The organism is uncultured Paracoccus sp. (assembly GCF_947496875.1).
GTDB lineage: Bacteria > Pseudomonadota > Alphaproteobacteria > Rhodobacterales > Rhodobacteraceae > Paracoccus.
In genome coordinates this window covers 292,501-312,287 of record NZ_CANMEH010000001.1, presented here as the reverse complement: position 1 = coordinate 312,287, position 19,787 = coordinate 292,501, and the positions used below count along the sequence as shown (strand labels likewise).

The following is a 19,787-nucleotide window of genomic DNA, read 5'->3' as shown; positions in this document are numbered from 1 at the left end:
ACATCGCGTCACCATCACGCCGCCCCCGACGGGGCGGCGTTTTTCGTTCGCATTTGCTGCTGTGCCCATCAGCTTGCGTGCAACCAATCCCGGCGGTCTGCGTTGGAAAACCAGCAGTTGGGTCTGGTCGCGGGCCTGCAGATGTCCGGGGGTGTCGATGATCAGGTCCGAATTGATACAGAAGATCTCGGACGAGAACCCGCATCTGCTGCACCGCGACGTGGAAAAGATCGTCGGTACCGTGTTCGAGGAGATCATCTCGGCGATGGCGCGTGGCGACCGCGTCGAGCTGCGCGGTTTCGGCGCGTTTTCAGTCAAGCGGCGCGATGCCCGCCAAGGGCGGAACCCGCGCACCGGCGAGATGGTGGAGGTCGAGGAAAAGCACGTCCCCTTCTTCAAGACCGGAAAGCTGCTGCGCGACCGTCTGAACGAGGATCGGTGACGGTTGATGCCCGGGCCCCGATAGGTCAGATTGCCGCGAGGCGGGCTGTGCCCGCACCCAACCGCTCAGCGCCCATCTGCCAGTGAGGATCCGACCGATGCGCACCCTTCGCCTGCTGCTCCTGATCGTGCTGGCCCTGGTGCTGATCGGTGTCGCCCTTGCCAACCGCGCCCCCGTCACCGTGGGTCTGTTCCCCGCCAACCTCGCGCAGTTTCTGGGCGGCGGCTGGACGGTGACGATGCCGCTGTTCCTGCTGATCTTCCTGACGTTGGCCATCGGAATGGTACTGGGGCTGATCTGGGAATGGCTGCGGGAATCGCGCATCCGGACAGCCGCGGCCCGCCGCGCACAGGCGCTGGCGGCCGCGCAACGGGAAACCGGCGCCCTGCGCGCGCATTTTGCCGCACCCAACGACGACGTTCTGGCAATCCTCGACGGACAACGCGCGGGCACCCGTCACGCTGCCGATGTTCCGCCGCCTGCGGCACTGCCGCCCCTGGCGCCCGCAACCGCGACACCGTCCCCGGCTGTGACGACCGCGCGGAGCCCGGACATGCTGCCCGCCCGCAGGTGAACACGGCTGTCAAGATCTGCGGGCTGACCCGGCCACAGGACGTCGCCGCGGCTGCCGCTGCCGGGGCGCGCTATGCCGGGCTGGTGTTCTTCCCCCGGTCGCCCCGCAACCTGGACCCGTCACGCGCCGCCGCGCTCGCCCTCGACATGCCCGAGGGGCTCGCCCGCGTGGGCCTGTTCGTGAACCCCGACGACGCCGCCCTAGATGCGGTGCTGGAAACGGTGCCGCTGGACATCATCCAGCTGCACGGCCAGGAAACCCCGGCGCGGGTGGCCGAGATCCGCGCCCGTGCTGGGCTGCCGGTGATGAAGGCGGTGGGCGTGGCGCATCCGCAGGACCTGGCGGCCCTGCTCGACTACGGCGTGGTCGCGGATCTGCTGCTGATCGACGCCAAGCCGCCGCCCGGTGCGGCGCTGCCCGGCGGGAACGGGCTGTCCTTCGACTGGCGCCTGCTGGCCGGGCGGCGGATGCTGAAGCCGTGGATGCTGGCCGGCGGGCTGACCCCCGACAACGTCGCCGAGGCGGTCCGGCTGACGGGTGCGCCGGGCGTGGATGTGTCATCGGGGGTGGAATCGGCGCCGGGCGTCAAGGATCCCGACCTGATCCGTGCCTTCGTGGCGGCCGCGGCGGCGGCATGACCCACTGGCGCGAGGCAGGACGCAGCGATGTGCCGGCAATCGTGGCCCTGCTGCGCGACGACGTGCTGGGACGCAACCGCGAGGACGGCGACATGGGCGCCTATCTCGCGGCCTTCGACCGGATCGCCACGCAGCCGGACAACCTGCTGATCGTCGGCCAGCGCGACGACAGGGTCATCGCCTGCTACCAGATCACCTTCATCGACGGCCTGTCCCTGCAGGCGGCGCGACGCGCCCTGATCGAGGGCGTGCGCGTGGCCGCGGACTTGCGGGGCCACGGCGTCGGCGATGCGCTGATGCAGGATGCCGAAGCCCGCGCCCGGGCCGCGGGATGCCGGCTTCTGCAACTAACGACAAACCGGACGCGGGGCGAGGCCCACCGGTTCTACCATCGGCTCGGGTTTACCGCCTCGCATATCGGATTTAAGAAGCCGCTCTAGCCCGCGTCCGGGCAGCTTGGGGGACTGGGATGGCCGACGACCTGATCAACAGCTTCATGAACGGACCGGACGAACAGGGCCGCTTCGGCATCTATGGCGGGCGGTTCGTCAGCGAGACGCTGATGCCGCTGATCCTGCAGCTGCAGGCTGAATACGAGCGCGCCAAGACCGACCCGGCGTTCAAGGCGGAAATGGACGATCTGTGGACGCATTACGTCGGCCGCCCGTCGCCGCTATACAAGGCGGAACGGCTGACCGAGCGTCTGGGCGGCGCCACGATCTACATGAAGCGGGACGAGCTGAACCACACCGGCAGCCACAAGATCAACAACGTCCTAGGGCAGATCCTGCTGGCCCGCCGCATGGGCAAGACCCGGATCATCGCGGAAACCGGCGCCGGCCAGCACGGGGTGGCGACCGCGACGGTCTGCGCGCGCTTCGGCCTGAAATGCGTGGTCTACATGGGCGCCCACGATGTAGAGCGGCAGCAGCCGAACGTGTTTCGGATGCGCCTGCTGGGCGCCGAGGTGGTGCCGGTCCGGTCCGGGCGGGGCACGCTGAAGGACGCGATGAACGATGCGCTGCGCGACTGGGTGACGAACGTGCGCGACACGTTCTACTGCATCGGGACGGTCGCGGGACCGCACCCCTACCCCGCCATGGTGCGCGATTTCCAGTCGATCATCGGGCGCGAGACCAAGGCACAGATGATGGAGCGCGAAGGCCGGTTGCCCGACACCCTGATCGCGGCAATCGGCGGCGGGTCGAACGCCATGGGGCTGTTCCACCCGTTCCTCGACGACCGCAGCGTCCGCATCATCGGCGTCGAGGCCGGCGGCAAGGGCGTCGACGAAACCATGCAGCACTGCGCCAGCCTGACCGGCGGCCGGCCCGGCGTCCTGCATGGCAACCGCACCTACCTGCTGCAGGACGACGAGGGGCAGATCCTGGAAGGCCACTCCATCAGCGCCGGCCTGGACTATCCGGGGATCGGACCGGAACACGCCTGGCTGAAGGATGCCGGCCGCGCCGACTATGTCAGCATCACGGACGCCGAGGCGCTTGCCGCCTTCACGCTGTGCTGCGAGACCGAGGGCATCATCCCGGCGCTGGAGCCGTGCCATGCCCTGGCCCATGTCGCCAAGATCGCACCCGAGCTGCCGGCCGAACATCTGATCGTGATGAACATGTGCGGTCGCGGCGACAAGGACATCTTTACGGTGGCCCGCCATCTCGGCGTGAAGATCGACGGCTGATCGGGCGGCGGTCGCGGCCCGCCCAACTTACCGTGAGCCACGCAACTTCGCTGTTGTCCCCGGGTTGTCCTGCACAACAATTTTGCAGGTGAACCGATGTCCAGACATTCCATGAAGTTCGTATTGGTCGGCACCAAGGCGCTTGCCCTGAGTGCCCTAGCGACCGGCGCTTTCGCGCAAGCTGCCCTGACCCCCCCGGCAGAAACCACCACGACACCTGCGCAGGTCGTGGTGGTGCAGCCCGTGATCGTCACGGATCTTCCGCAGAACGCCAATGACCAGACCATCGCCGAGACCCTGCTGGCACAGGGCTTCACCGACATCAGGATCAGCCGCGAAGGCAGCCTGCTGACGGTCACCGCCCTGCGCGACGGCCGGCCGATGGAACTCGTCTACCAGACCGCCTCGGGCAAGCTGGTCGAACGGGATGGCGAGCTGGTCATCGATCAGACCGACGAGAGCGACAAGAGCTCTCCCACCGGTGCATCCGCGGTCGGTGTCACGGGCAACACGACCGACACCGGAACAACCGGAACGGACCCGGGCGTCGCTGCCGACTCATCGGATAGCGCGAGTGACGCGGATGCCGGCGATGCTGGCACTGACGCGGGCGACACCGACGCCAGCGACACCGACTCAGGGACCGATGCCGGGGATTCCGATGCGGGCGACACTGACGGATCGTCCGGAGACGACGGAGCCGACGGCGGTGACAGTGCAGGTGATGCTGGCACCGACGGCGCTGATGGGTCCGACGGTGCGGATGGCGCCGACGGGGCCGATGGCTCGGACGGGTCCGGCGCGGGCAACTGAGCGCCCCCCGCAAGGAAACGGCCGCCGAGATCGGGGGCCGTTCTCGTTGGACGGCCGGTCAAGCATGCGGATGGGCGCCCTCACCCCTGCAGGCGCGCCGTCCCGCGCGAGTTCATTGCCCTGACCCGCCCTCGCGTCCGACTGCGTGCGCGAGCAGCAGTTCACGCGGCACGATCTCCAGCGCCCGCGCATGGGTTGCTTCCAGCACCACCTGGGGTGCGGCAAACTCCTGCGCCGCCTGCAGAAAACGGCCGGCGCACAGGCACCACCGGTCCCCGGGCTTCAGGCCCTCGAAACGGTATTCGGGACGCGGCGTCGACAGGTCGTTGCCCAGATATTTGGACAGGGCCAGGAATTCGGCGGTGACGATCACGCAGACCGTGTGACTGCCCTGATCCTCGCGGCCCGTGTCACAGCATCCGTTGCGGTAGAAGCCGGTGAGCGGCGCCGTCGAACAGCTCTGCAGCCGCTCGCCCAGCACGTTGAGTGACGGATCCATCAGGACTTTCCTCCGAACAGCGCGCGCAGTGCGCTCAGCTTGCCTGCCATGTCGCTGGGTGACTGGGCAGGTGCAGGCCCGGCGGGGGCGGGATCGGCCGCCGCGACCGACGCGGACGCCGACGGCGCGGCGCGCGGCCGGCCATCTTGTGCCTCCCGTCCATCCGTCCCCCGGCCTTGCGGGGCCGTCCGGGCCGAAACCGCGGCCGCAAACCGGGCATCGTCGCCTGCCGCCAGCGCCGGCGCCCCGTCCGATACGCCGGTCAGCAGATCCTCGAGCCAGTCCGCATCCGCCTTGGCGAAATCCGACAGGACATGCGACGTCACCAGTTCCTTGCGGCCGGGATGGCCGATCCCCAGCCGCACCCGGCGATACGCGTCGCCGATATGCTGGTGCATCGACCGCAGGCCGTTGTGGCCGGCATGACCGCCCCCCGTCTTGACCCGGCATTTTCCGGGGGCCAAGTCCAGCTCGTCATGCAGCACCGTGACATCGGCGGGCGTCAGCTTCAGATAGCGCATCGCCTCGCCCACCGACTGGCCGGACAGGTTCATGAACGTCTGGGGTTTCAGCAGCGTCACCCGCACGTCGCCCAGACGGCCCTCGGCGATCAGCCCCTGAAACCTGGGGCGCCAAGGCGCGAAGCCGTGGTCCAGCGCGATCCGGTCGATCGCCATCCAGCCGACATTGTGTCTGTTGCGGGCATATTTCTGCCCCGGATTGCCCAGTCCGACGATCAACTGCATGGACGATCCCCTTGCTCGCATGCGACCCCATCCCTTGCGGCGGGCGTCGCGCGTTACTAAGACTCTGTCAACCTTTCGCCCCTAGTGGACGTGGACGGGCAGGGCCGGGGACAGATCAGCCCCCGGGTGGATGATGACAGGGGCGCAGATGGATCTTCACGAACACTACATGAACACGCTTGTCCCGATGGTGGTCGAACAGACCAGCCGGGGCGAACGTGCCTATGACATCTTTTCACGCCTGCTGAAGGAACGCATCATCTTCGTCGCGGGTCCCGTCCACGACGGAATGGCCACGCTGATCTCGGCCCAGCTGCTGTTCCTCGAGGCGGAAAATCCGTCCAAGGACATCAGCATGTACATCAACAGCCCTGGCGGCGTGGTGACCGCAGGGCTGTCGATCTACGACACGATGCAGTATGTCCGGCCCCGCATCTCGACCCTGGTGATCGGCCAGGCGGCGTCGATGGGGTCGCTGTTGCTGGCGGCCGGTGAAAAGGGCGCGCGCTACTCGCTGCCCAACAGCCGGATCATGATCCACCAGCCGTCCGGCGGGTTCCGCGGCCAGGCGGCCGACCTGCTGATCCATGCCGAAGAGACCCAGAAGCTGAAGCGTCGGCTGAACGAGATCTATGTTCAGCACACCGGCCGGACCCTGGACGAAGTCGAGAAGGCACTCGACCGCGACCGCTTCATGTCGCCGACAGAGGCGAAGGAGTGGGGGCTGCTGGACGACATCCTGGAACCCCGCGGCAAGGCAGTTCCCGAAAGCTGACCCGGCTCCGACGGTTCCAATGCGAGGCGTTTGGGGATTGTGACCACCTCCCCCCGAACTTAACATGGGGAAACCCGCGCGGCGGCGCTTCTGTCGCCCGTGGCAACTGCCGGCCCTGTCCCGGGCCGCAGGCACGAAGGACGAGGAACTGACCATGGCCAACCAGCCCGGCAGCGACAGCAAGAACACGCTCTACTGCAGCTTTTGCGGCAAGAGCCAGCACGAGGTGCGCAAGCTCATCGCCGGACCGACCGTGTTCATCTGCGACGAATGTGTCGAATTGTGCATGGACATCATCCGGGAAGAGACCAAGTCGTCAGGCCTGAAATCCGGCGAGGGCGTGCCCACACCGCGCGAGATCATGGCGGTGCTCGACGACTATGTGATCGGTCAGGAACACGCGAAACGGGTGCTCTCCGTCGCGGTCCACAACCATTACAAGCGCCTGAACCACGGCACCAAGAGCGACATCGAACTGGCGAAGTCGAACATCCTGCTGATCGGCCCGACCGGCTGCGGCAAGACGCTGCTGGCGCAGACCCTGGCCCGCATACTGGACGTCCCGTTCACGATGGCGGATGCGACGACGCTGACCGAGGCCGGCTATGTCGGCGAGGATGTCGAGAACATCATCCTGAAGCTGTTGCAGGCCTCGGAATACAACGTCGAACGTGCCCAGCGCGGCATCGTCTATATCGACGAGGTCGACAAGATCACCCGCAAGTCGGACAACCCGTCGATCACCCGCGACGTGTCGGGCGAAGGGGTGCAGCAGGCGCTGCTGAAGATCATGGAGGGCACCGTCGCCTCGGTCCCCCCGCAGGGCGGGCGCAAGCATCCGCAGCAGGAATTCCTGCAGGTCGACACCACCAACATCCTGTTCATCTGCGGCGGCGCATTCTCCGGTCTGGAACGGATCATTGCCCAGCGCAACAAGGGCACGACCATGGGGTTCGGCGCCGTCGTCAAGGAAAACGACGACCGGGGCGTGGGCGAGTTGTTCAAGGAGCTCGAGCCCGAGGACCTGCTGAAATTCGGCCTCATCCCCGAATTCGTCGGCCGCTTGCCGGTGATCGCCACGCTGACCGACCTGGATGAAGAGGCGCTGATCATCATCCTGACCCAGCCCAAGAACGCGCTGGTCAAGCAGTACCAGCGGCTGTTCGATCTGGAAGACGTCAAGCTGACCTTCACCGACGATGCGCTGAAGGCGATCGCCAAGCGGGCCATCAAGCGCAAGACCGGCGCCCGCGGGTTGCGGTCGATCATGGAGGACATTCTGCTGGACACCATGTTCGAACTGCCCGGCATGGACAGCGTGAACGAGGTGGTGGTGAACGAGGAGGCGGTCGACAACCCCGCAGCCAAGCCGCTCCTGATCCACAGCGACACCAAGAAGGAAGCCGCCTCGGCGGGCTGACGGAGCGTCCACTCGACAGGCTGTCGCGGGCGGTCCGTGCCCGCGGCGATGTTCGAGGGAACGGCCGCGGTTGCCGCTGAGCCGGGCTATCGTCCGGCGCGGCGTCGCCCGGATCGCCTTTGGGCGGCGCCGCAGGGCGCGTCTCGGCCGCCCTCATCCCCCCACAACGAATGGCAGGCGAAAGCTGATCGCCTCGGCCAGGTGCCGGGTCTGCACGGAGTCCGAGCCGTCGAGATCGGCGATGGTGCGGGCGGTGCGCAGGACCCGGTGATAGCCGCGGGCCGTCAGGCCCAGGCGGTCCGCCGCGCGATGGATCAGCTCCCTGCCCTCGTCGTCCGGGCGGGCGATCTGCTCCAGCATATTGCCGCTCGCGTCGGCGTTCACGCGCATCGTGGGGTGATCGGCAAAGCGGTCCGACTGCACCGCGCGGGCCGCCGCGACACGCGCGGCCACGCTCGCGGACGGCTCAGCCGTCGCGGGGGCTTCCAGGTCGGCCAGCGACACGGCCGGCACCTCGATCCTCAGGTCAAACCGATCCATCAGCGGTCCCGAGATGCGGCTCATGTAGTCGGCTCCACAGGAAGGCGCCCGGCTGCAGGCCCGCGCCGGATCGGCCAGATGGCCGCAGCGGCAGGGATTGGCGGCCGCGACCAGCAGAAAGCGGCAGGGATAGCGCACATGGGCGTTGGCGCGCGCCACCACCACCTCGCCCGTCTCGATCGGCTGCCGCAGGGTTTCCAGCACCGGACGCGAGAACTCGGGCAGTTCGTCCAGGAACAGGACGCCGTTATGGGCCAGGCTGATTTCACCCGGTCGCGCCGCACGACCCCCTCCGACGATCGCCGCCATGGAGGCTGTATGATGCGGTTCGCGGAACGGCGGGGCACGCGAGATGCCGCCGTCGGCCAGCACCCCGGCCAGCGAATGGATCATCGAGGTTTCCAGCGCCTCGGCCGGGGTCAGCGCCGGCATGATCCCGGGCAGTCGCGCGGCCAGCATCGACTTGCCGGACCCCGGCGGCCCAGTCATCAGCAGGTGATGACCACCGGCGGCCGCAATCTCCAGCGCCCGGCAGGCACGCTCCTGCCCGCGCACGTCGGCCAGATCGGCCAGCCGATCCGGCGCCGCCACCTCGCCCGCCCGGGCCGGCTGCAGAGGGGCGCGGCCGGTCAGATGGTCCACGACCTGCCGCAGCGTCGCCGGGGCCAGCACCGTCACCGCCGCCACCCACGCCGCCTCTGCCCCGCAGGCCCGCGGGCAGATCAGCGCGCGGTCGTCCTCGACGGCGGCCATGGCGGCGGGCAGCGCCCCGGCGACCGACACCAGACGCCCGTCGAGCGACAGCTCGCCCAGCGACACCACGCCTTCGAGTTCCTCTGCCGGCAGGATCTGCAGCGCCGCCAGCACCGCCAGTGCGATTGGCAGGTCGAAATGGGAGCCTTCCTTTGGCATGTCGGCCGGCGACAGGTTCACCGTCACACGGCGCGACGGCATGGCGATCGACAGCGCGGCGAATGCCGCCCGCACGCGTTCGCGGGCCTCGCTGACCGCCTTGTCCGGCAGCCCCACGATTCCGAAGGATGGCAGACCCGGGCTGACCGATGCCTGCACCTCGACCAGGCGCGCCTCGACCCCCTCGAACGCCACCGTATAGGCGATCGCAACCATCCACGCCCCCTGCTGCGTGCCGAGGGTTAACGCAGCCCGCTTAATCGCGCGTTAACGGGGCTTTCTTGTCTGTCCGACCGGCCCGGCTTAGGTAGGGACGAACCGTTGGGGAGGGATCATCAGCATGCAGGGCAAGCGGATCTTGCTGATCGTGGCCGGCGGCATCGCCGCCTACAAGACACCCGAGTTGGTCCGACTGATCCGCAAGGCGGGCGCATCGGTCACCACCGTGCTGACCAGCGGCGGGGCGCAGTTCGTGACGCCGCTGACCCTCTCGGCTTTGTCGAATGCGCCCTGCCACAGCGAGCTGTTCGATCTGACGCGGGAGGCCGAAATGGGGCATATCGAGCTGTCCCGATCCGCCGACCTGATCGTCGTTGCCCCGGCCACCGCTGACCTGATGGCCAAGATGGCGCACGGCCTGGCGGACGATCTCGCCTCGACCCTGCTGATGGCGACGGACACGCCGGTGCTGATCGCGCCGGCCATGAACGTGCGGATGTGGGACCACCCGGCGACCCGGCGCAACCGCGCCATCCTCGCCGACGACGACATCGACATGGTCGGCCCGGACGAGGGCGGGATGGCCTGCGGAGAATGGGGGGAGGGGCGGATGGCCGAACCCGAGGCGATCATGCAGGCGATGGGTGAGTTGCTCGGCCCGCCCGCACCGGCCCTGACCGACGCCTCCGCGCCGCTGCGCCTGCCCCCCGAGTCGGTGATCATCCCGCCTGCCCCGCGCCGACTTGCCGGGCGGCACGTCATCGTCACGTCGGGCCCGACCCACGAACCGATCGATCCGGTCCGCTACATCGCCAATCGCTCGTCGGGAACGCAGGGGACGGCCATCGCCGCAGCCTTGCGCGACATGGGCGCCCGGGTCACCTTCGTGACCGGACCCGCCACGTCCCCGCCTCCCTCAGGTGTCGACGTCGTCCGGGTCGAGACGGCCCGTCAGATGCACGAGGCGGTCCAGGCGGCGCTGCCCGCCGACGCGGCGGTGATGGCCGCGGCCGTGGCCGACTGGCACGTCACCAATGCCGCGGACCGCAAGGTGAAGAAGGATGGCAGCGGCGCGCCCAGCCTGCAGATGGCGGAAAACCCCGACATCCTCGCGTGGATCAGCCGGGCGGCGCAACGGCCGCGCCTTGTCGTGGGCTTTGCCGCCGAAACCGACGACGTGGTGGCGAACGCGACGGCGAAACGCAGCCGAAAGGGCTGCGACTGGATCCTGGCGAACGACGTCAGCCCCGAAACCGGGATCATGGGCGGCGACGAGAATGCCATCACCATGGTCACCGAGTCCGGCGCCGAGGCCTGGCCGCGGATGACCAAGGTCAAGGTCGCACGACGGCTGGCGGATCGCATCGCCGACGCGCTGCAGGACGGGGCCCGGTGAGCCGGGTCTACCTCGACTGGAACGCCACCGCGCCGCTGCGTCCCGAGGCCCGGGCCGCGATGGCCGACGCGATGGATGTCACCGGCAACCCGTCAAGCGTCCATGCCGAGGGACGCGCGGCCAAGATGCTGCTGGAACGCTGCCGCGACACGGTTGCGCAGGCGCTCGGCGCCGCATCGGCCGAGATCATCTTTACCTCGGGCGCGACCGAGTCCGCCGCGCTGATCCTGGCGGGGCGGGGTCTGGCCTGCGCGGGTGTCGAACATGATTGCGTCCGTGCCTGGTGCGACGAAACCTTGACCACCGACGGGGATGGCCATGTGACCGTGCCCGCGCCCGCGTCGGCCACCGTGCAGCTGGCCAACAGCGAGACAGGGGTGATCCAGGATCTGCCGCAGGGGCTGGCTGTCAGTGACCTGACGCAGGGCTTCGGTAAGATCCCGTTTGCGTTCGACTGGCTGGGGATCGAGGCCGGCTTTGTCAGTGCGCACAAGCTGGGCGGGCCCAGGGGCGTCGGTGCGCTGATCCTGCGCCGGGGCACCGAGGTCGAGGCGCGGATACGCGGCGGCGGGCAGGAACAGGGCCGGCGTGCCGGAACCGAGAACCTGGTCGGGATCGCCGGCTTTGCGGCGGCTGCGGCGGCCGCGCAGGACGATCTTGCGTCCGGAATCGCGGATCGTCAGACGGAACTGCGCAATCGTCTGGAGAACGCTCTGGAAATTGCTGATGGAAACGCTATGTTTCTGGGGCGCAACGCGCGCCGGTTGCCGCAGACCCTTGCGATCCTGACCCCGGGATGGAAGGGCGAGACGCAGGTGATGCAGATGGACCTGGCCGGATATGCGGTGTCGGCGGGGTCGGCCTGTTCGTCGGGCAAGGTCCGGCCGAGCGGGGTCTTGCGCGCGATGGGCGTGCCCGAGGTCGATGCCTCATGCGCGATGCGCGTGTCGTTCGGCCGGGACACGACCGCCGAGGAATTGGACGGCTTTGCCGAGGCCTGGCTCACCGCCCACGGCCGCTGGCGCAGCAAACAGGGAAAGATCTGACCATGGCCCAACTGGACATCGCCGAACGCGCCCCCGAACTGGACGTGCGCGAAGGCGTCGATCGGGAAACGGTCGAGACCGTCGCCAACATGGGGACGTACAAGTACGGCTGGGATACCGAGATCGAGATGGAGTATGCCCCCAAGGGCATTTCCGAGGACATCGTCCGCCTGATCTCCGAGCGCAACGAAGAGCCGGAGTGGATGACCGAATGGCGCCTGGCCGCGTTCCGGCGCTGGCAGACCATGTCCGAGCCCCGCTGGGCGATGCTGAACTATCCGGACATCGACTATCAGGACCAGTATTACTACGCCCGCCCCAAGAGCATGATGGTCCGGCCGAAATCGCTGGACGAGGTCGACCCCAAGCTGCTGGCGACCTATGAGAAGCTGGGCATTCCGCTGAAGGAACAGGAGATCCTGGCCGGGGTCGAAGGCGCAGGCGCCACCCCCGCCGAAGGGCGCCGCGTCGCCGTCGATGCGGTGTTCGACAGCGTCAGCGTGGGCACCACCTTCAAGGACGAACTGGCCAAGGCCGGCGTGATCTTCTGCCCGATCAGCGAGGCCATCCGCGACTATCCCGACCTGGTCAGGAAATACCTGGGCAGCGTCGTACCGCAGTCGGACAACTACTTTGCCACGCTGAACAGCGCGGTGTTTTCCGACGGCTCGTTCGTCTACATCCCGCCGGGCGTCCGCTGCCCGATGGAACTGAGCACCTATTTCCGCATCAATGCCGAAAACACCGGCCAGTTCGAACGCACCCTGATCATCGCGGACAAGGGCAGCTATGTCAGCTATCTTGAGGGCTGCACCGCGCCCAAGCGCGACGTGGCCCAGCTGCACGCGGCGGTGGTCGAGATCGTGATCCTGGAGGATGCCGAGGTCAAATACTCGACCGTCCAGAACTGGTTCCCCGGTGACGAGGAGGGCAAGGGCGGCATCTACAACTTCGTCACCAAGCGTGCCGACTGCCGTGAGGCCCGGGCCAAGGTGATGTGGACGCAGGTCGAGACAGGATCGGCGATCACCTGGAAATACCCGTCCTGCATCCTGCGTGGCGAGGAAAGTCAGGGCGAGTTCTACTCGATCGCCATCACCAACAACGCCCAGCAGGCCGATACTGGGACCAAGATGATCCATCTGGGCAAGAACACCCGGTCGCGGATCGTGTCCAAGGGCATTTCCGCCGGACGAGCCCAGAACACCTATCGCGGCCTGGTCAGCATGCACCCGCGGGCGACCAACAGCCGCAACTACACGCAGTGCGACAGCCTGCTGATCGGCGACAAGTGCGGGGCCCACACCGTGCCCTATATCGAGGTCAAGAATACCTCGAGTCGGGTCGAGCACGAGGCCACGACCAGCAAGGTGGACGAGGACCAGCTGTTCTATTGCCGGGCCCGGGGCATGGACGAGGAGGAGGCCGTGGCACTGGTGGTCAACGGGTTCTGCCGGGACGTGCTGCAGGCGCTGCCGATGGAGTTCGCGATGGAGGCGCAGAGCCTGGTTGCGATCAGCCTGGAAGGCTCCGTCGGATGAGTGACCCCTGGGGCAGCCGGCCCGCATCGGACGGCGGGTCCGCGGTGATGGTCGTCACGACCACGCCGACCGTCGAGGGCCGGCGCATCACCGCCTATCACGGCATCGTCACGGGCGAGACCATCCTGGGGGCGAACATCTTCCGGGACATCTTCGCGGGCATCCGCGACATCGTCGGTGGCCGGTCGTCCGCCTATGAGCAGGCCCTGGCCGAGGCGCGCCAGACGGCGATCGGAGAGATGCAGGACCGGGCCCGTGATCTCGGCGGCAATGCCGTTGTCGGGGTCGATCTGGACTATGAGGTCATCAACAACATGCTGATGGTGTCGGCGTCCGGCACGGCCGTCAGCCTGGGTGGGGCCGGCTGACCGGCGGAAATCGGGGCGCGTCGCTGGATCACGGCGGCCGGGCGGATTAAGTATGGCGCCGCTGCGGAAGACCGACCCGATCCGCCGAACCTGCGGCGATGCTGCAGCCGGATCAACAATTTCCCCGCATGTCTGCGGGTCAACCGAATGGACGGACCAATGCTGGAAGTGACCAATCTGCACGTGAAGCTGGAAGACGAGGACAAGGAGATCCTGAAGGGTCTGACCCTCTCGGTCCCGGCCAGTCAGGTCCACGCCATCATGGGACCGAACGGGTCGGGCAAGTCCACACTCTCCTATGTTCTGTCGGGCCGCGACGGCTACGTGGTGACGCAGGGCGAGGCCACGCTGGACGGCAAGGACCTGCTGGAAAGCGAGCCCGAGGAGCGGGCCGCCGCCGGCCTGTTCCTGGCCTTCCAGTACCCGGTCGAGATCCCGGGCGTGGGCAACATGACGTTCCTGCGCACGGCGATGAACGCCCAGCGCAAGGCGCGCGGCGAGGACGAGCTGTCCTCGGGTGATTTCCTGCGCCTGGTCCGGGAACGGGCCAAGGCGCTGGATATTGACGCCGACATGCTGAAGCGCCCGGTCAACGTCGGATTCTCGGGCGGCGAAAAGAAGCGCAACGAGATCCTTCAGATGGCGATGCTGGAACCCCGCATGTGCATCCTGGATGAAACCGATTCGGGTCTGGACGTCGACGCGATGCGGCTGGTGGCCGACGGCGTGAACGCCCTGCGCGCGCCCGACCGGGCCTTTCTGGTCATCACCCACTACCAGCGCTTGCTGGACCACATCCGCCCCGACGTCGTCCACATCATGGCGGACGGCCGGATCGTTCGCACCGGGGGCCCGGAACTGGCGCTCGAGGTCGAGCGGAACGGCTATGCGGACATCGTGGCGGAGGGCGCGTGATGGTGGAACTGGCTACCCGCACGACCCAGGTCACCCAGGACGAGGTCACGCCCGACATTGTCGGAGGCCGCCCCTCTGCGCACACCCCGAGGGCCGATCTGGACGTCCCGCAGGGCGGCTGCACCGCCCCTGCACGCGCCGATGCGGCGCAGCGGTTCCGGTCGATGGGCCTGCCCCGCCCCCGGGACGAATACTGGCGCTATACCGACCCGGCCCTGCTGAATGCCGATGCACCCGCCGCTGTCGCGCTGAACGGTGACGAGTTCGAGATGTTCGACCATGTCGACCGGCTGCGGCTGATCTTTGTCGACGGTGTGCTGGACGCGGCCGCCTCGGACCAGGGCGCGCTGGACGGCGTGCAGATCGAACGGCTGGATCAGGCCGACGCGCAGCCGGACCACTGGGTCGCCGACATCTACGGAACGCTGGAACAGGCCGGCCAATCGCCAGTGCCCCGGCCCTTTGCGGCCATGAACACCGCCGTGGCCCGACATGGTCTGGCCATCCGGGTGATCGGCACGGCGCCCCGTCCGGTGCATCTGATCTATCGCCGCAGCGACCCGGCCGCCGATGTCATGCTGCATCACGTCATCAAGGTCGACGCCGGGGCCGAACTGACCCTGATCGAGACCGGCATGTCCGGGGCCCGCAGCAATGCCTTGATCGAGGCCGATCTGGCACCTGGCGCGCGCCTGCATCACATCGCGGCCATCCGGGCCGGGGTCGATCGCGTCGCGGTCAGCCACCTGTTCGGACGCGTGGCCGAGGCCGCGTCGCTGAAATCCTTCGTGCTGTCGCTGAACGGCAGCCTGATGCGGCACGAGACGGTGGTCGACATTGCCGGTGACGACAGCGTCGCCCACGTGGCCGGTGCGGTGCTGGGCGATGGCGCCGCCGGTCCGTTCCACCATGACGACACGGTGTTCGTGACCCACCGGGCCGAGCGCTGCGAAAGCCGGCAGGTGTTCAAGAAGGTGCTGAAGAACGGCGCTGTCGGCGTGTTCCAGGGCAAGATCCTGGTGCAACCCGGTGCCCAGAAGACCGACGGCTACCAGATCAGCCAGGCGCTGCTGCTGGACGAGGACAGCCAGTTCCTCGCCAAGCCGGAGCTTGAAATCTATGCCGATGACGTGCGCTGCAGCCACGGGTCCACCACTGGCGCCATCGATCCCACCGCGCTCTACTATCTGCGGTCGCGCGGCATCTCGCGGGATCGCGCCATCGTCCTGCTGGTGCTGTCGTTCCTCGCCGATGCGCTGGCCGAGGTCGAGGACGACGAGCTGCGGGTCGAGATCTCGGAGCGGCTGGAAGGCTGGCTGAACCGCCACGCTCTCGCATCCGGGCCGGCGGTCGGAACGGCCTGACCTTGGCCGCCCCCGGGCTGGTGCCGCGGTTGGTGGCCGGCTGGCGTGCCCCGGTGCAGACCGTGCGCAGCCTGCGCGATATGGGCGAGTCGGGCCTGATGGCGCTGTTGATCGGGACACTGGCGATGTATTTCCTGGCGCAGTGGCCGGCCCATGCCCAGGCGGCCCGGATCGATCCGTCGATCCCGCTGGGTGCCCGGCTGGGTGGCGCGCTGATGGGGACGATGTTCATGATGCCGCTGCTGGTCTACGCGCTGGCCGGGCTGACCGCTCTCGTCGGCCACGCAGCGGGGTGGCGGGGCACCGGACGGGACGCACGGCTGGCGCTGATCTGGGCCATGGCAATGGTGATGCCGCTGATGCTGCTGGCCGGCATGGTGCAGGCGGTATCCGGGGCGGGCGGACCGCTGACCGCCGTTCGCGCCGCGGCGGGTCTGGCGTTCCTCGGCTTCTGGCTGGTCAACCTGCGCGCGCTGGGTCATGGTGCGCCGCCATGACCCTTGTTTCGCGACTCATCGAACTGATCCTGCTGAGCCTGCGCGATCCGGCCGCGGCGCTGGCAGCGCTGCGCCAGACCGGCGCCACGCCACGGGAAAGCTGGCAAGCCATTCTCGTCGCGGCATCGGTGGGCGCCGTGTTGTCCTGGCTGGTGCTGCGGATCATGCCGCCCCCGGAACCCGGCGCCATGTCGGACCTGGCCGGCCAGCCCATCGTGATGGCGGCGCTGCAGGTCGCGGCGGCGGGCCTCTTTGCGGTGCTGATGGCACGGGTCGGCAAGATATTTGGTGGCACCGGCGGGTTTACCGACGCGCTGCTGGCGACGGCCTGGATCGAGATCGCGATGCTGGCGATCCAGATCCCGCAGCTGCTGCTGACCGTCCTGGTGCCGCCGCTGGGCGGGCTGGTTGGCCTGCTGACCTTCGCGCTCTACTTCGTTCTGGCCGTGCAGATGACCCGGGCCGTGCACGGCTTTCGCAGCCCGCTTATCGTCGCGGTCGGACTGCTGGGAACGGTGTTCGTCGCCGGTTTCGTGCTCAGCGTCATGGCCGCGATGCTCGGCATCCTTCCGGAGGGACCGGCATGAGCTTCGATATAGACAAGGTGCGTGCGGATTTCCCGATCCTGTCGCGGCAGGTGAACGGTCGCCCGCTGGTCTATCTGGACAGTGGCGCCAGCGCCCAGAAGCCGCAGGTCGTGATCGACGCGATCAGCCGCGCCTATGGCAGCGAATACGCCAATGTCCATCGCGGCATGCATTACCTGTCCAACCTGGCGACCGAACGGTACGAGGCTGTGCGGACCACGATCGCACGTTTCCTGAACGCCCCGCACGAGGACGAGGTGATCTTTACCTCGGGCACCACCGAGGGGATCAACCTGGTCAGTTACGGCTGGGCCGCACCACGTCTACAGGCAGGCGACGAGATCGTGCTGAGCGTTCTGGAACATCACGCCAACATCGTGCCCTGGCACTTCCTGCGGGAACGCCAGGGGGTCGTGCTGAAATGGGTCGAACCGGAAGCGGACGGCAGCCTGCCCGCCCAAAAGATGCTTTCCGCGATCACGCCGCGCACCCGTCTGGTGGCCGTGACCCACATGTCGAACGTCACCGGGACGGTGGTCGACGTGGCGGCAATCTGCCGCGGTACCGATGTGCCGGTGCTGGTCGATGGCAGCCAGGCGGCGGTGCACATGCCCGTCGACATCGCGGCGATCGGCTGTGACTTCTATGCGATCACGGGTCACAAGCTCTACGGTCCGTCCGGATCGGGGGCGATCTGGATCGCCCGCGACCGGCAGGCCGAGATGCAGCCCTTCATGGGGGGCGGCGACATGATCCGCGACGTGTCGCGCGACGCGGTCAGCTACGCCGACCCGCCGCTGCGATTCGAGGCCGGCACCCCCGGCATCGTCAACCAGATCGGGCTTGGCGCGGCGCTGGAATACCTGATGGACCTCGGCATGGAGAACATCGCCGCCCATGAACGCGGCTTGCGCGACCATGCCCGCGCCCGGCTGCGCGAACTGAACTGGGTTGACGTGCAGGGCGACGCGCCGGACAAGGCGGCGATCTTTTCGCTGACCATGCAGGGGGCGCATGCACATGACATCGCGACCGTGCTGGACAAGCGCGGCATCGCGGTGCGGGCCGGCACACATTGCGCCATGCCGCTGATGCAGCATTACGGGCTGAGCGCATCGGCCCGGGCCAGCTTCGCCATGTACAACACGATGGACGAGGTCGACGCCCTCATCGACGGGCTGTCCTTCTGCCGCGAACTGTTCGGCTGATCGCCGGGCCGCGTCGTTGCGCCCCGCTGCGGCCCGAAAATTCGGGTATTTGCGTCCTCACGCCCGGGATCGAACCGGGAAGCCCGAAGGCGGCGGATTTTCGTCCCACTTCGGCTTCCGCCGCCGCCGCAGGCGCGGCGTTCGTGGGCTGGACTATCCCTTCAGCATGACCGCCGCGGCGCCGGTTGGTCTCGGGGCGGCCGGCAGCTGCGGCCCGTCTAGTCTCTACACCTTCCCATCGGCGCGCCGGCCGAGGGGCTTGGCTCGGGATTGCCACCGGCGCGACCCGTGAGGTTTCCCCGAATTTGAGCCGTTCTGCACCGCGCGTTTCCGCGCGGGCACTCCGTTGAAGTCCGCTGCGTTTACCAGTTTCGCCACGTGAGGCGACGCCCTGCCCTTGTGCCCAATCGCCGCGGGCTGGGCAAGATGCTGCCGCGCAGAGCTGCTGGACAGGCCGCGATGCTGCTTCAAGATTTCCGCATGGTCCGCCACGCCCGTTCCGCCCTGCCCTTCTGGATGTCGCTCGGGCTCGTGCCGCTGGCGATCATCGCGGCGTGGCGGGGCGAGTGGTGGTTTGTCCTGATGCCGGCCTATGCCTGGTACCCTGTCACGGGACTCGACGCGGTACTGGGCTTGAACAAGGCCAACCTCGACCCCGAGACTTCGGCCTACCATCTGTTCTGGCATCGGGCGATCACCGCGATCTGGTTTCCGATCCAGGCCACGGTGATCTTTGGCGCGATTTGGTTCGTCACCCACGCCGGCCATCTGACCGGGTGGGAAAAGATCGGCCTGTTCTTCGGGATCGGGGTGATGTCGGGGACCATCGGCATCGTCTATGCCCACGAATTGCTGCACCAGCGCCCCCGTTGGGAACGCTGGATGGGCGATCTGCTGCTGGCCTCCACCCTCTATGCGCATTTCCGGTCCGAGCATCTGCTGGTCCACCACGCCTGGGTCGGCACCCCGCGCGATGCCGTGTCGGCCCGCTATGACGAAAGCTTCTGGCGGTTCTTTCCGCGGGTCCTGCTGGATTGTCCCCGATCCGCCTGGCGCGCCGAACGGCGCCTGCTGGCCCGGGCCGGGCGGCCCGTCTGGTATCTCGAGCATTACGGGCTGACCCGCCTGCATTTCGGCGGCGGCCGCTATGAACACGTCCTGCCGCGGCACAGCTGGAATACCAGCCACACTGCGTCGAACTGGCTGCTGATCAACCTGCAGCGCCACTCGGATCACCACTACAAGCCCGACCGGCGCTTTCCGCTGCTGCAGACCTATGGCGCGGACGAGGCGCCGCAGCTGCCGTTCGGCTATCCGCTCATGACATTCGTCGCGATGATCCCCGGGCTGTGGCGCCGGCGGATGAACCCGCGCGTGCGCGCCTGGCGGCGGCAGTTCTATCCCGGTGTAACCGACTGGACGGCCTATGACCGTGGCGAGTTGCCGTTGCCCCGCGGCGCGCTTTGACCCAGCCGCCGCGTCACGCCCGGACGGCGGCTGACACCAATCCATGAAAAGACCCCGTCGTGCCGGGGCACGACGGGGCAGTTCGTCCTGCGCTGCGGCCGAACCGCGGCTGCAGGACCTCGGC

General features: G+C 67.9%; 21 protein-coding genes. 18 read left to right on the top strand and 3 right to left on the bottom strand.

From position 1 onward, the window contains the following. Nucleotides 1-157 precede the first annotated feature (157 nt). The 6 genes from ihfB to Q0938_RS01465 all read left to right on the top strand — a co-directional run bounded on the left by ihfB (nucleotide 158) and on the right by Q0938_RS01465 (nucleotide 4,163). Complete coding sequence (ihfB, locus tag Q0938_RS01490) at nucleotides 158-442, top strand: integration host factor subunit beta (RefSeq protein WP_299358397.1); 285 nt, start codon at nucleotides 158-160, stop codon at nucleotides 440-442. A 97-nt stretch (nucleotides 443-539) separates the two neighbouring features. Further along, nucleotides 540-1,016: a LapA family protein gene (locus tag Q0938_RS01485; protein WP_299358395.1), complete on the top strand. Its 477-nt coding sequence runs from the start codon at nucleotides 540-542 to the stop codon at nucleotides 1,014-1,016. Next, on the top strand, nucleotides 1,013-1,654 hold the full coding sequence (locus Q0938_RS01480; RefSeq protein ID WP_299358393.1) for a phosphoribosylanthranilate isomerase: 642 nt from the start codon (nucleotides 1,013-1,015) through the stop codon (nucleotides 1,652-1,654). The genes Q0938_RS01485 and Q0938_RS01480 overlap by 4 nt, the downstream gene beginning before the upstream one ends. Beyond that, the gene (locus Q0938_RS01475) at nucleotides 1,651-2,094 is read left to right on the top strand and encodes a GNAT family N-acetyltransferase (RefSeq protein WP_299358392.1); all 444 of its coding nucleotides are present in this window, start codon (nucleotides 1,651-1,653) and stop codon (nucleotides 2,092-2,094) included. Before Q0938_RS01480 ends, Q0938_RS01475 begins: the two co-directional genes overlap by 4 nt. A gap of 29 nt (nucleotides 2,095-2,123) precedes the next feature. Continuing rightward, nucleotides 2,124-3,350, top strand: a complete 1,227-nt coding sequence (gene trpB, locus Q0938_RS01470) for a tryptophan synthase subunit beta (protein WP_299358390.1) — start codon at nucleotides 2,124-2,126, stop codon at nucleotides 3,348-3,350. A gap of 96 nt (nucleotides 3,351-3,446) precedes the next feature. Continuing rightward, nucleotides 3,447-4,163 carry a hypothetical protein gene (locus Q0938_RS01465; RefSeq protein WP_299358388.1) on the top strand — a complete coding sequence of 239 codons (717 nt, stop codon included), beginning with the start codon at nucleotides 3,447-3,449 and terminating at the stop codon, nucleotides 4,161-4,163. 112 nt (nucleotides 4,164-4,275) lie between these two features. Here the strand turns inward: Q0938_RS01465 and Q0938_RS01460 are convergent, their stop codons facing one another. Both Q0938_RS01460 and pth read right to left on the bottom strand, forming a co-directional pair. Further along, a complete protein-coding gene (locus tag Q0938_RS01460; protein ID WP_299358386.1) occupies nucleotides 4,276-4,662 on the bottom strand; it encodes a DUF2237 domain-containing protein in 387 nt (128 codons plus the stop codon). Continuing rightward, entirely contained in the window at nucleotides 4,662-5,408 is a 747-nt protein-coding gene (gene pth / locus Q0938_RS01455) for an aminoacyl-tRNA hydrolase (RefSeq protein ID WP_299358384.1), read from the bottom strand. Before pth ends, Q0938_RS01460 begins: the two co-directional genes overlap by 1 nt. A 148-nt stretch (nucleotides 5,409-5,556) precedes the next feature. On the opposite strand from pth, the gene Q0938_RS01450 reads away from it, so the two are divergent. Then, nucleotides 5,557-6,183: an ATP-dependent Clp protease proteolytic subunit gene (locus tag Q0938_RS01450; RefSeq protein ID WP_299358382.1), complete on the top strand. Its 627-nt coding sequence runs from the start codon at nucleotides 5,557-5,559 to the stop codon at nucleotides 6,181-6,183. Nucleotides 6,184-6,337: 154 nt separating this feature from the next. Beyond that, nucleotides 6,338-7,603 (top strand): ATP-dependent Clp protease ATP-binding subunit ClpX, encoded by a 1,266-nt coding sequence (gene clpX, locus Q0938_RS01445; protein WP_299358380.1) that lies wholly within the window; start codon nucleotides 6,338-6,340, stop codon nucleotides 7,601-7,603. A gap of 153 nt (nucleotides 7,604-7,756) precedes the next feature. On the opposite strand, the gene Q0938_RS01440 is transcribed toward clpX, so the two are convergent. Next, nucleotides 7,757-9,271, bottom strand: coding sequence for a YifB family Mg chelatase-like AAA ATPase (locus Q0938_RS01440; RefSeq protein ID WP_299358378.1), 1,515 nt, complete (start codon nucleotides 9,269-9,271; stop codon nucleotides 7,757-7,759). 124 nt (nucleotides 9,272-9,395) lie between these two features. On the opposite strand from Q0938_RS01440, the gene Q0938_RS01435 reads away from it, so the two are divergent. From Q0938_RS01435 to Q0938_RS01390, 10 genes are all read left to right on the top strand, one after another. Next, nucleotides 9,396-10,670 carry a bifunctional phosphopantothenoylcysteine decarboxylase/phosphopantothenate synthase gene (locus Q0938_RS01435; protein ID WP_299358376.1) on the top strand — a complete coding sequence of 425 codons (1,275 nt, stop codon included), beginning with the start codon at nucleotides 9,396-9,398 and terminating at the stop codon, nucleotides 10,668-10,670. Next, on the top strand, nucleotides 10,667-11,716 hold the full coding sequence (locus tag Q0938_RS01430) for a cysteine desulfurase family protein (RefSeq protein ID WP_299358374.1): 1,050 nt from the start codon (nucleotides 10,667-10,669) through the stop codon (nucleotides 11,714-11,716). The genes Q0938_RS01435 and Q0938_RS01430 overlap by 4 nt, the downstream gene beginning before the upstream one ends. A 2-nt stretch (nucleotides 11,717-11,718) precedes the next feature. Continuing rightward, complete coding sequence (sufB, locus tag Q0938_RS01425) at nucleotides 11,719-13,257, top strand: Fe-S cluster assembly protein SufB (RefSeq protein WP_299358373.1); 1,539 nt, start codon at nucleotides 11,719-11,721, stop codon at nucleotides 13,255-13,257. 47 nt (nucleotides 13,258-13,304) lie between these two features. After that, nucleotides 13,305-13,625: a heavy metal-binding domain-containing protein gene (locus tag Q0938_RS01420; RefSeq protein ID WP_299358711.1), complete on the top strand. Its 321-nt coding sequence runs from the start codon at nucleotides 13,305-13,307 to the stop codon at nucleotides 13,623-13,625. A 159-nt stretch (nucleotides 13,626-13,784) separates the two neighbouring features. Continuing rightward, nucleotides 13,785-14,540, top strand: a complete 756-nt coding sequence (sufC, locus tag Q0938_RS01415; RefSeq protein WP_299358370.1) for a Fe-S cluster assembly ATPase SufC — start codon at nucleotides 13,785-13,787, stop codon at nucleotides 14,538-14,540. After that, nucleotides 14,540-15,904, top strand: coding sequence for a SufD family Fe-S cluster assembly protein (locus Q0938_RS01410; RefSeq protein ID WP_299358368.1), 1,365 nt, complete (start codon nucleotides 14,540-14,542; stop codon nucleotides 15,902-15,904). The genes sufC and Q0938_RS01410 overlap by 1 nt, the downstream gene beginning before the upstream one ends. Nucleotides 15,905-15,906: 2 nt before the next feature. Beyond that, nucleotides 15,907-16,401 carry a hypothetical protein gene (locus Q0938_RS01405; protein ID WP_299358366.1) on the top strand — a complete coding sequence of 165 codons (495 nt, stop codon included), beginning with the start codon at nucleotides 15,907-15,909 and terminating at the stop codon, nucleotides 16,399-16,401. Beyond that, nucleotides 16,398-16,988, top strand: coding sequence for a YIP1 family protein (locus Q0938_RS01400; RefSeq protein WP_299358364.1), 591 nt, complete (start codon nucleotides 16,398-16,400; stop codon nucleotides 16,986-16,988). The genes Q0938_RS01405 and Q0938_RS01400 overlap by 4 nt, the downstream gene beginning before the upstream one ends. Next, nucleotides 16,985-18,196, top strand: a complete 1,212-nt coding sequence (locus Q0938_RS01395) for a cysteine desulfurase (RefSeq protein ID WP_299358362.1) — start codon at nucleotides 16,985-16,987, stop codon at nucleotides 18,194-18,196. Before Q0938_RS01400 ends, Q0938_RS01395 begins: the two co-directional genes overlap by 4 nt. A 459-nt stretch (nucleotides 18,197-18,655) precedes the next feature. Further along, nucleotides 18,656-19,663 (top strand): alkane 1-monooxygenase, encoded by a 1,008-nt coding sequence (locus Q0938_RS01390; RefSeq protein WP_299358360.1) that lies wholly within the window; start codon nucleotides 18,656-18,658, stop codon nucleotides 19,661-19,663. The last annotated feature ends 124 nt before the right edge of the window (nucleotides 19,664-19,787 follow it).

What these genes read in the sequence shown, in the direction of transcription:
- ihfB (WP_299358397.1), top strand. Translation starts at nt 158, where the DNA reads ATGATCAGGTCCGAATTGATACAGAAGATCTCGGACGAGAACCCGCAT.
- Q0938_RS01485 (WP_299358395.1), top strand. Translation starts at nt 540, where the DNA reads ATGCGCACCCTTCGCCTGCTGCTCCTGATCGTGCTGGCCCTGGTGCTG.
- Q0938_RS01475 (WP_299358392.1), top strand. Translation starts at nt 1,651, where the DNA reads ATGACCCACTGGCGCGAGGCAGGACGCAGCGATGTGCCGGCAATCGTG.
- trpB (WP_299358390.1), top strand. Translation starts at nt 2,124, where the DNA reads ATGGCCGACGACCTGATCAACAGCTTCATGAACGGACCGGACGAACAG.
- Q0938_RS01465 (WP_299358388.1), top strand. Translation starts at nt 3,447, where the DNA reads ATGTCCAGACATTCCATGAAGTTCGTATTGGTCGGCACCAAGGCGCTT.
- Q0938_RS01460 (WP_299358386.1), bottom strand. Translation starts at nt 4,662, where the DNA reads ATGGATCCGTCACTCAACGTGCTGGGCGAGCGGCTGCAGAGCTGTTCG.
- pth (WP_299358384.1), bottom strand. Translation starts at nt 5,408, where the DNA reads ATGCAGTTGATCGTCGGACTGGGCAATCCGGGGCAGAAATATGCCCGC.
- Q0938_RS01450 (WP_299358382.1), top strand. Translation starts at nt 5,557, where the DNA reads ATGGATCTTCACGAACACTACATGAACACGCTTGTCCCGATGGTGGTC.
- clpX (WP_299358380.1), top strand. Translation starts at nt 6,338, where the DNA reads ATGGCCAACCAGCCCGGCAGCGACAGCAAGAACACGCTCTACTGCAGC.
- Q0938_RS01440 (WP_299358378.1), bottom strand. Translation starts at nt 9,271, where the DNA reads ATGGTTGCGATCGCCTATACGGTGGCGTTCGAGGGGGTCGAGGCGCGC.
- Q0938_RS01435 (WP_299358376.1), top strand. Translation starts at nt 9,396, where the DNA reads ATGCAGGGCAAGCGGATCTTGCTGATCGTGGCCGGCGGCATCGCCGCC.
- sufB (WP_299358373.1), top strand. Translation starts at nt 11,719, where the DNA reads ATGGCCCAACTGGACATCGCCGAACGCGCCCCCGAACTGGACGTGCGC.
- Q0938_RS01420 (WP_299358711.1), top strand. Translation starts at nt 13,305, where the DNA reads ATGGTCGTCACGACCACGCCGACCGTCGAGGGCCGGCGCATCACCGCC.
- sufC (WP_299358370.1), top strand. Translation starts at nt 13,785, where the DNA reads ATGCTGGAAGTGACCAATCTGCACGTGAAGCTGGAAGACGAGGACAAG.
- Q0938_RS01410 (WP_299358368.1), top strand. Translation starts at nt 14,540, where the DNA reads ATGGTGGAACTGGCTACCCGCACGACCCAGGTCACCCAGGACGAGGTC.
- Q0938_RS01400 (WP_299358364.1), top strand. Translation starts at nt 16,398, where the DNA reads ATGACCCTTGTTTCGCGACTCATCGAACTGATCCTGCTGAGCCTGCGC.
- Q0938_RS01395 (WP_299358362.1), top strand. Translation starts at nt 16,985, where the DNA reads ATGAGCTTCGATATAGACAAGGTGCGTGCGGATTTCCCGATCCTGTCG.
- Q0938_RS01390 (WP_299358360.1), top strand. Translation starts at nt 18,656, where the DNA reads ATGCTGCTTCAAGATTTCCGCATGGTCCGCCACGCCCGTTCCGCCCTG.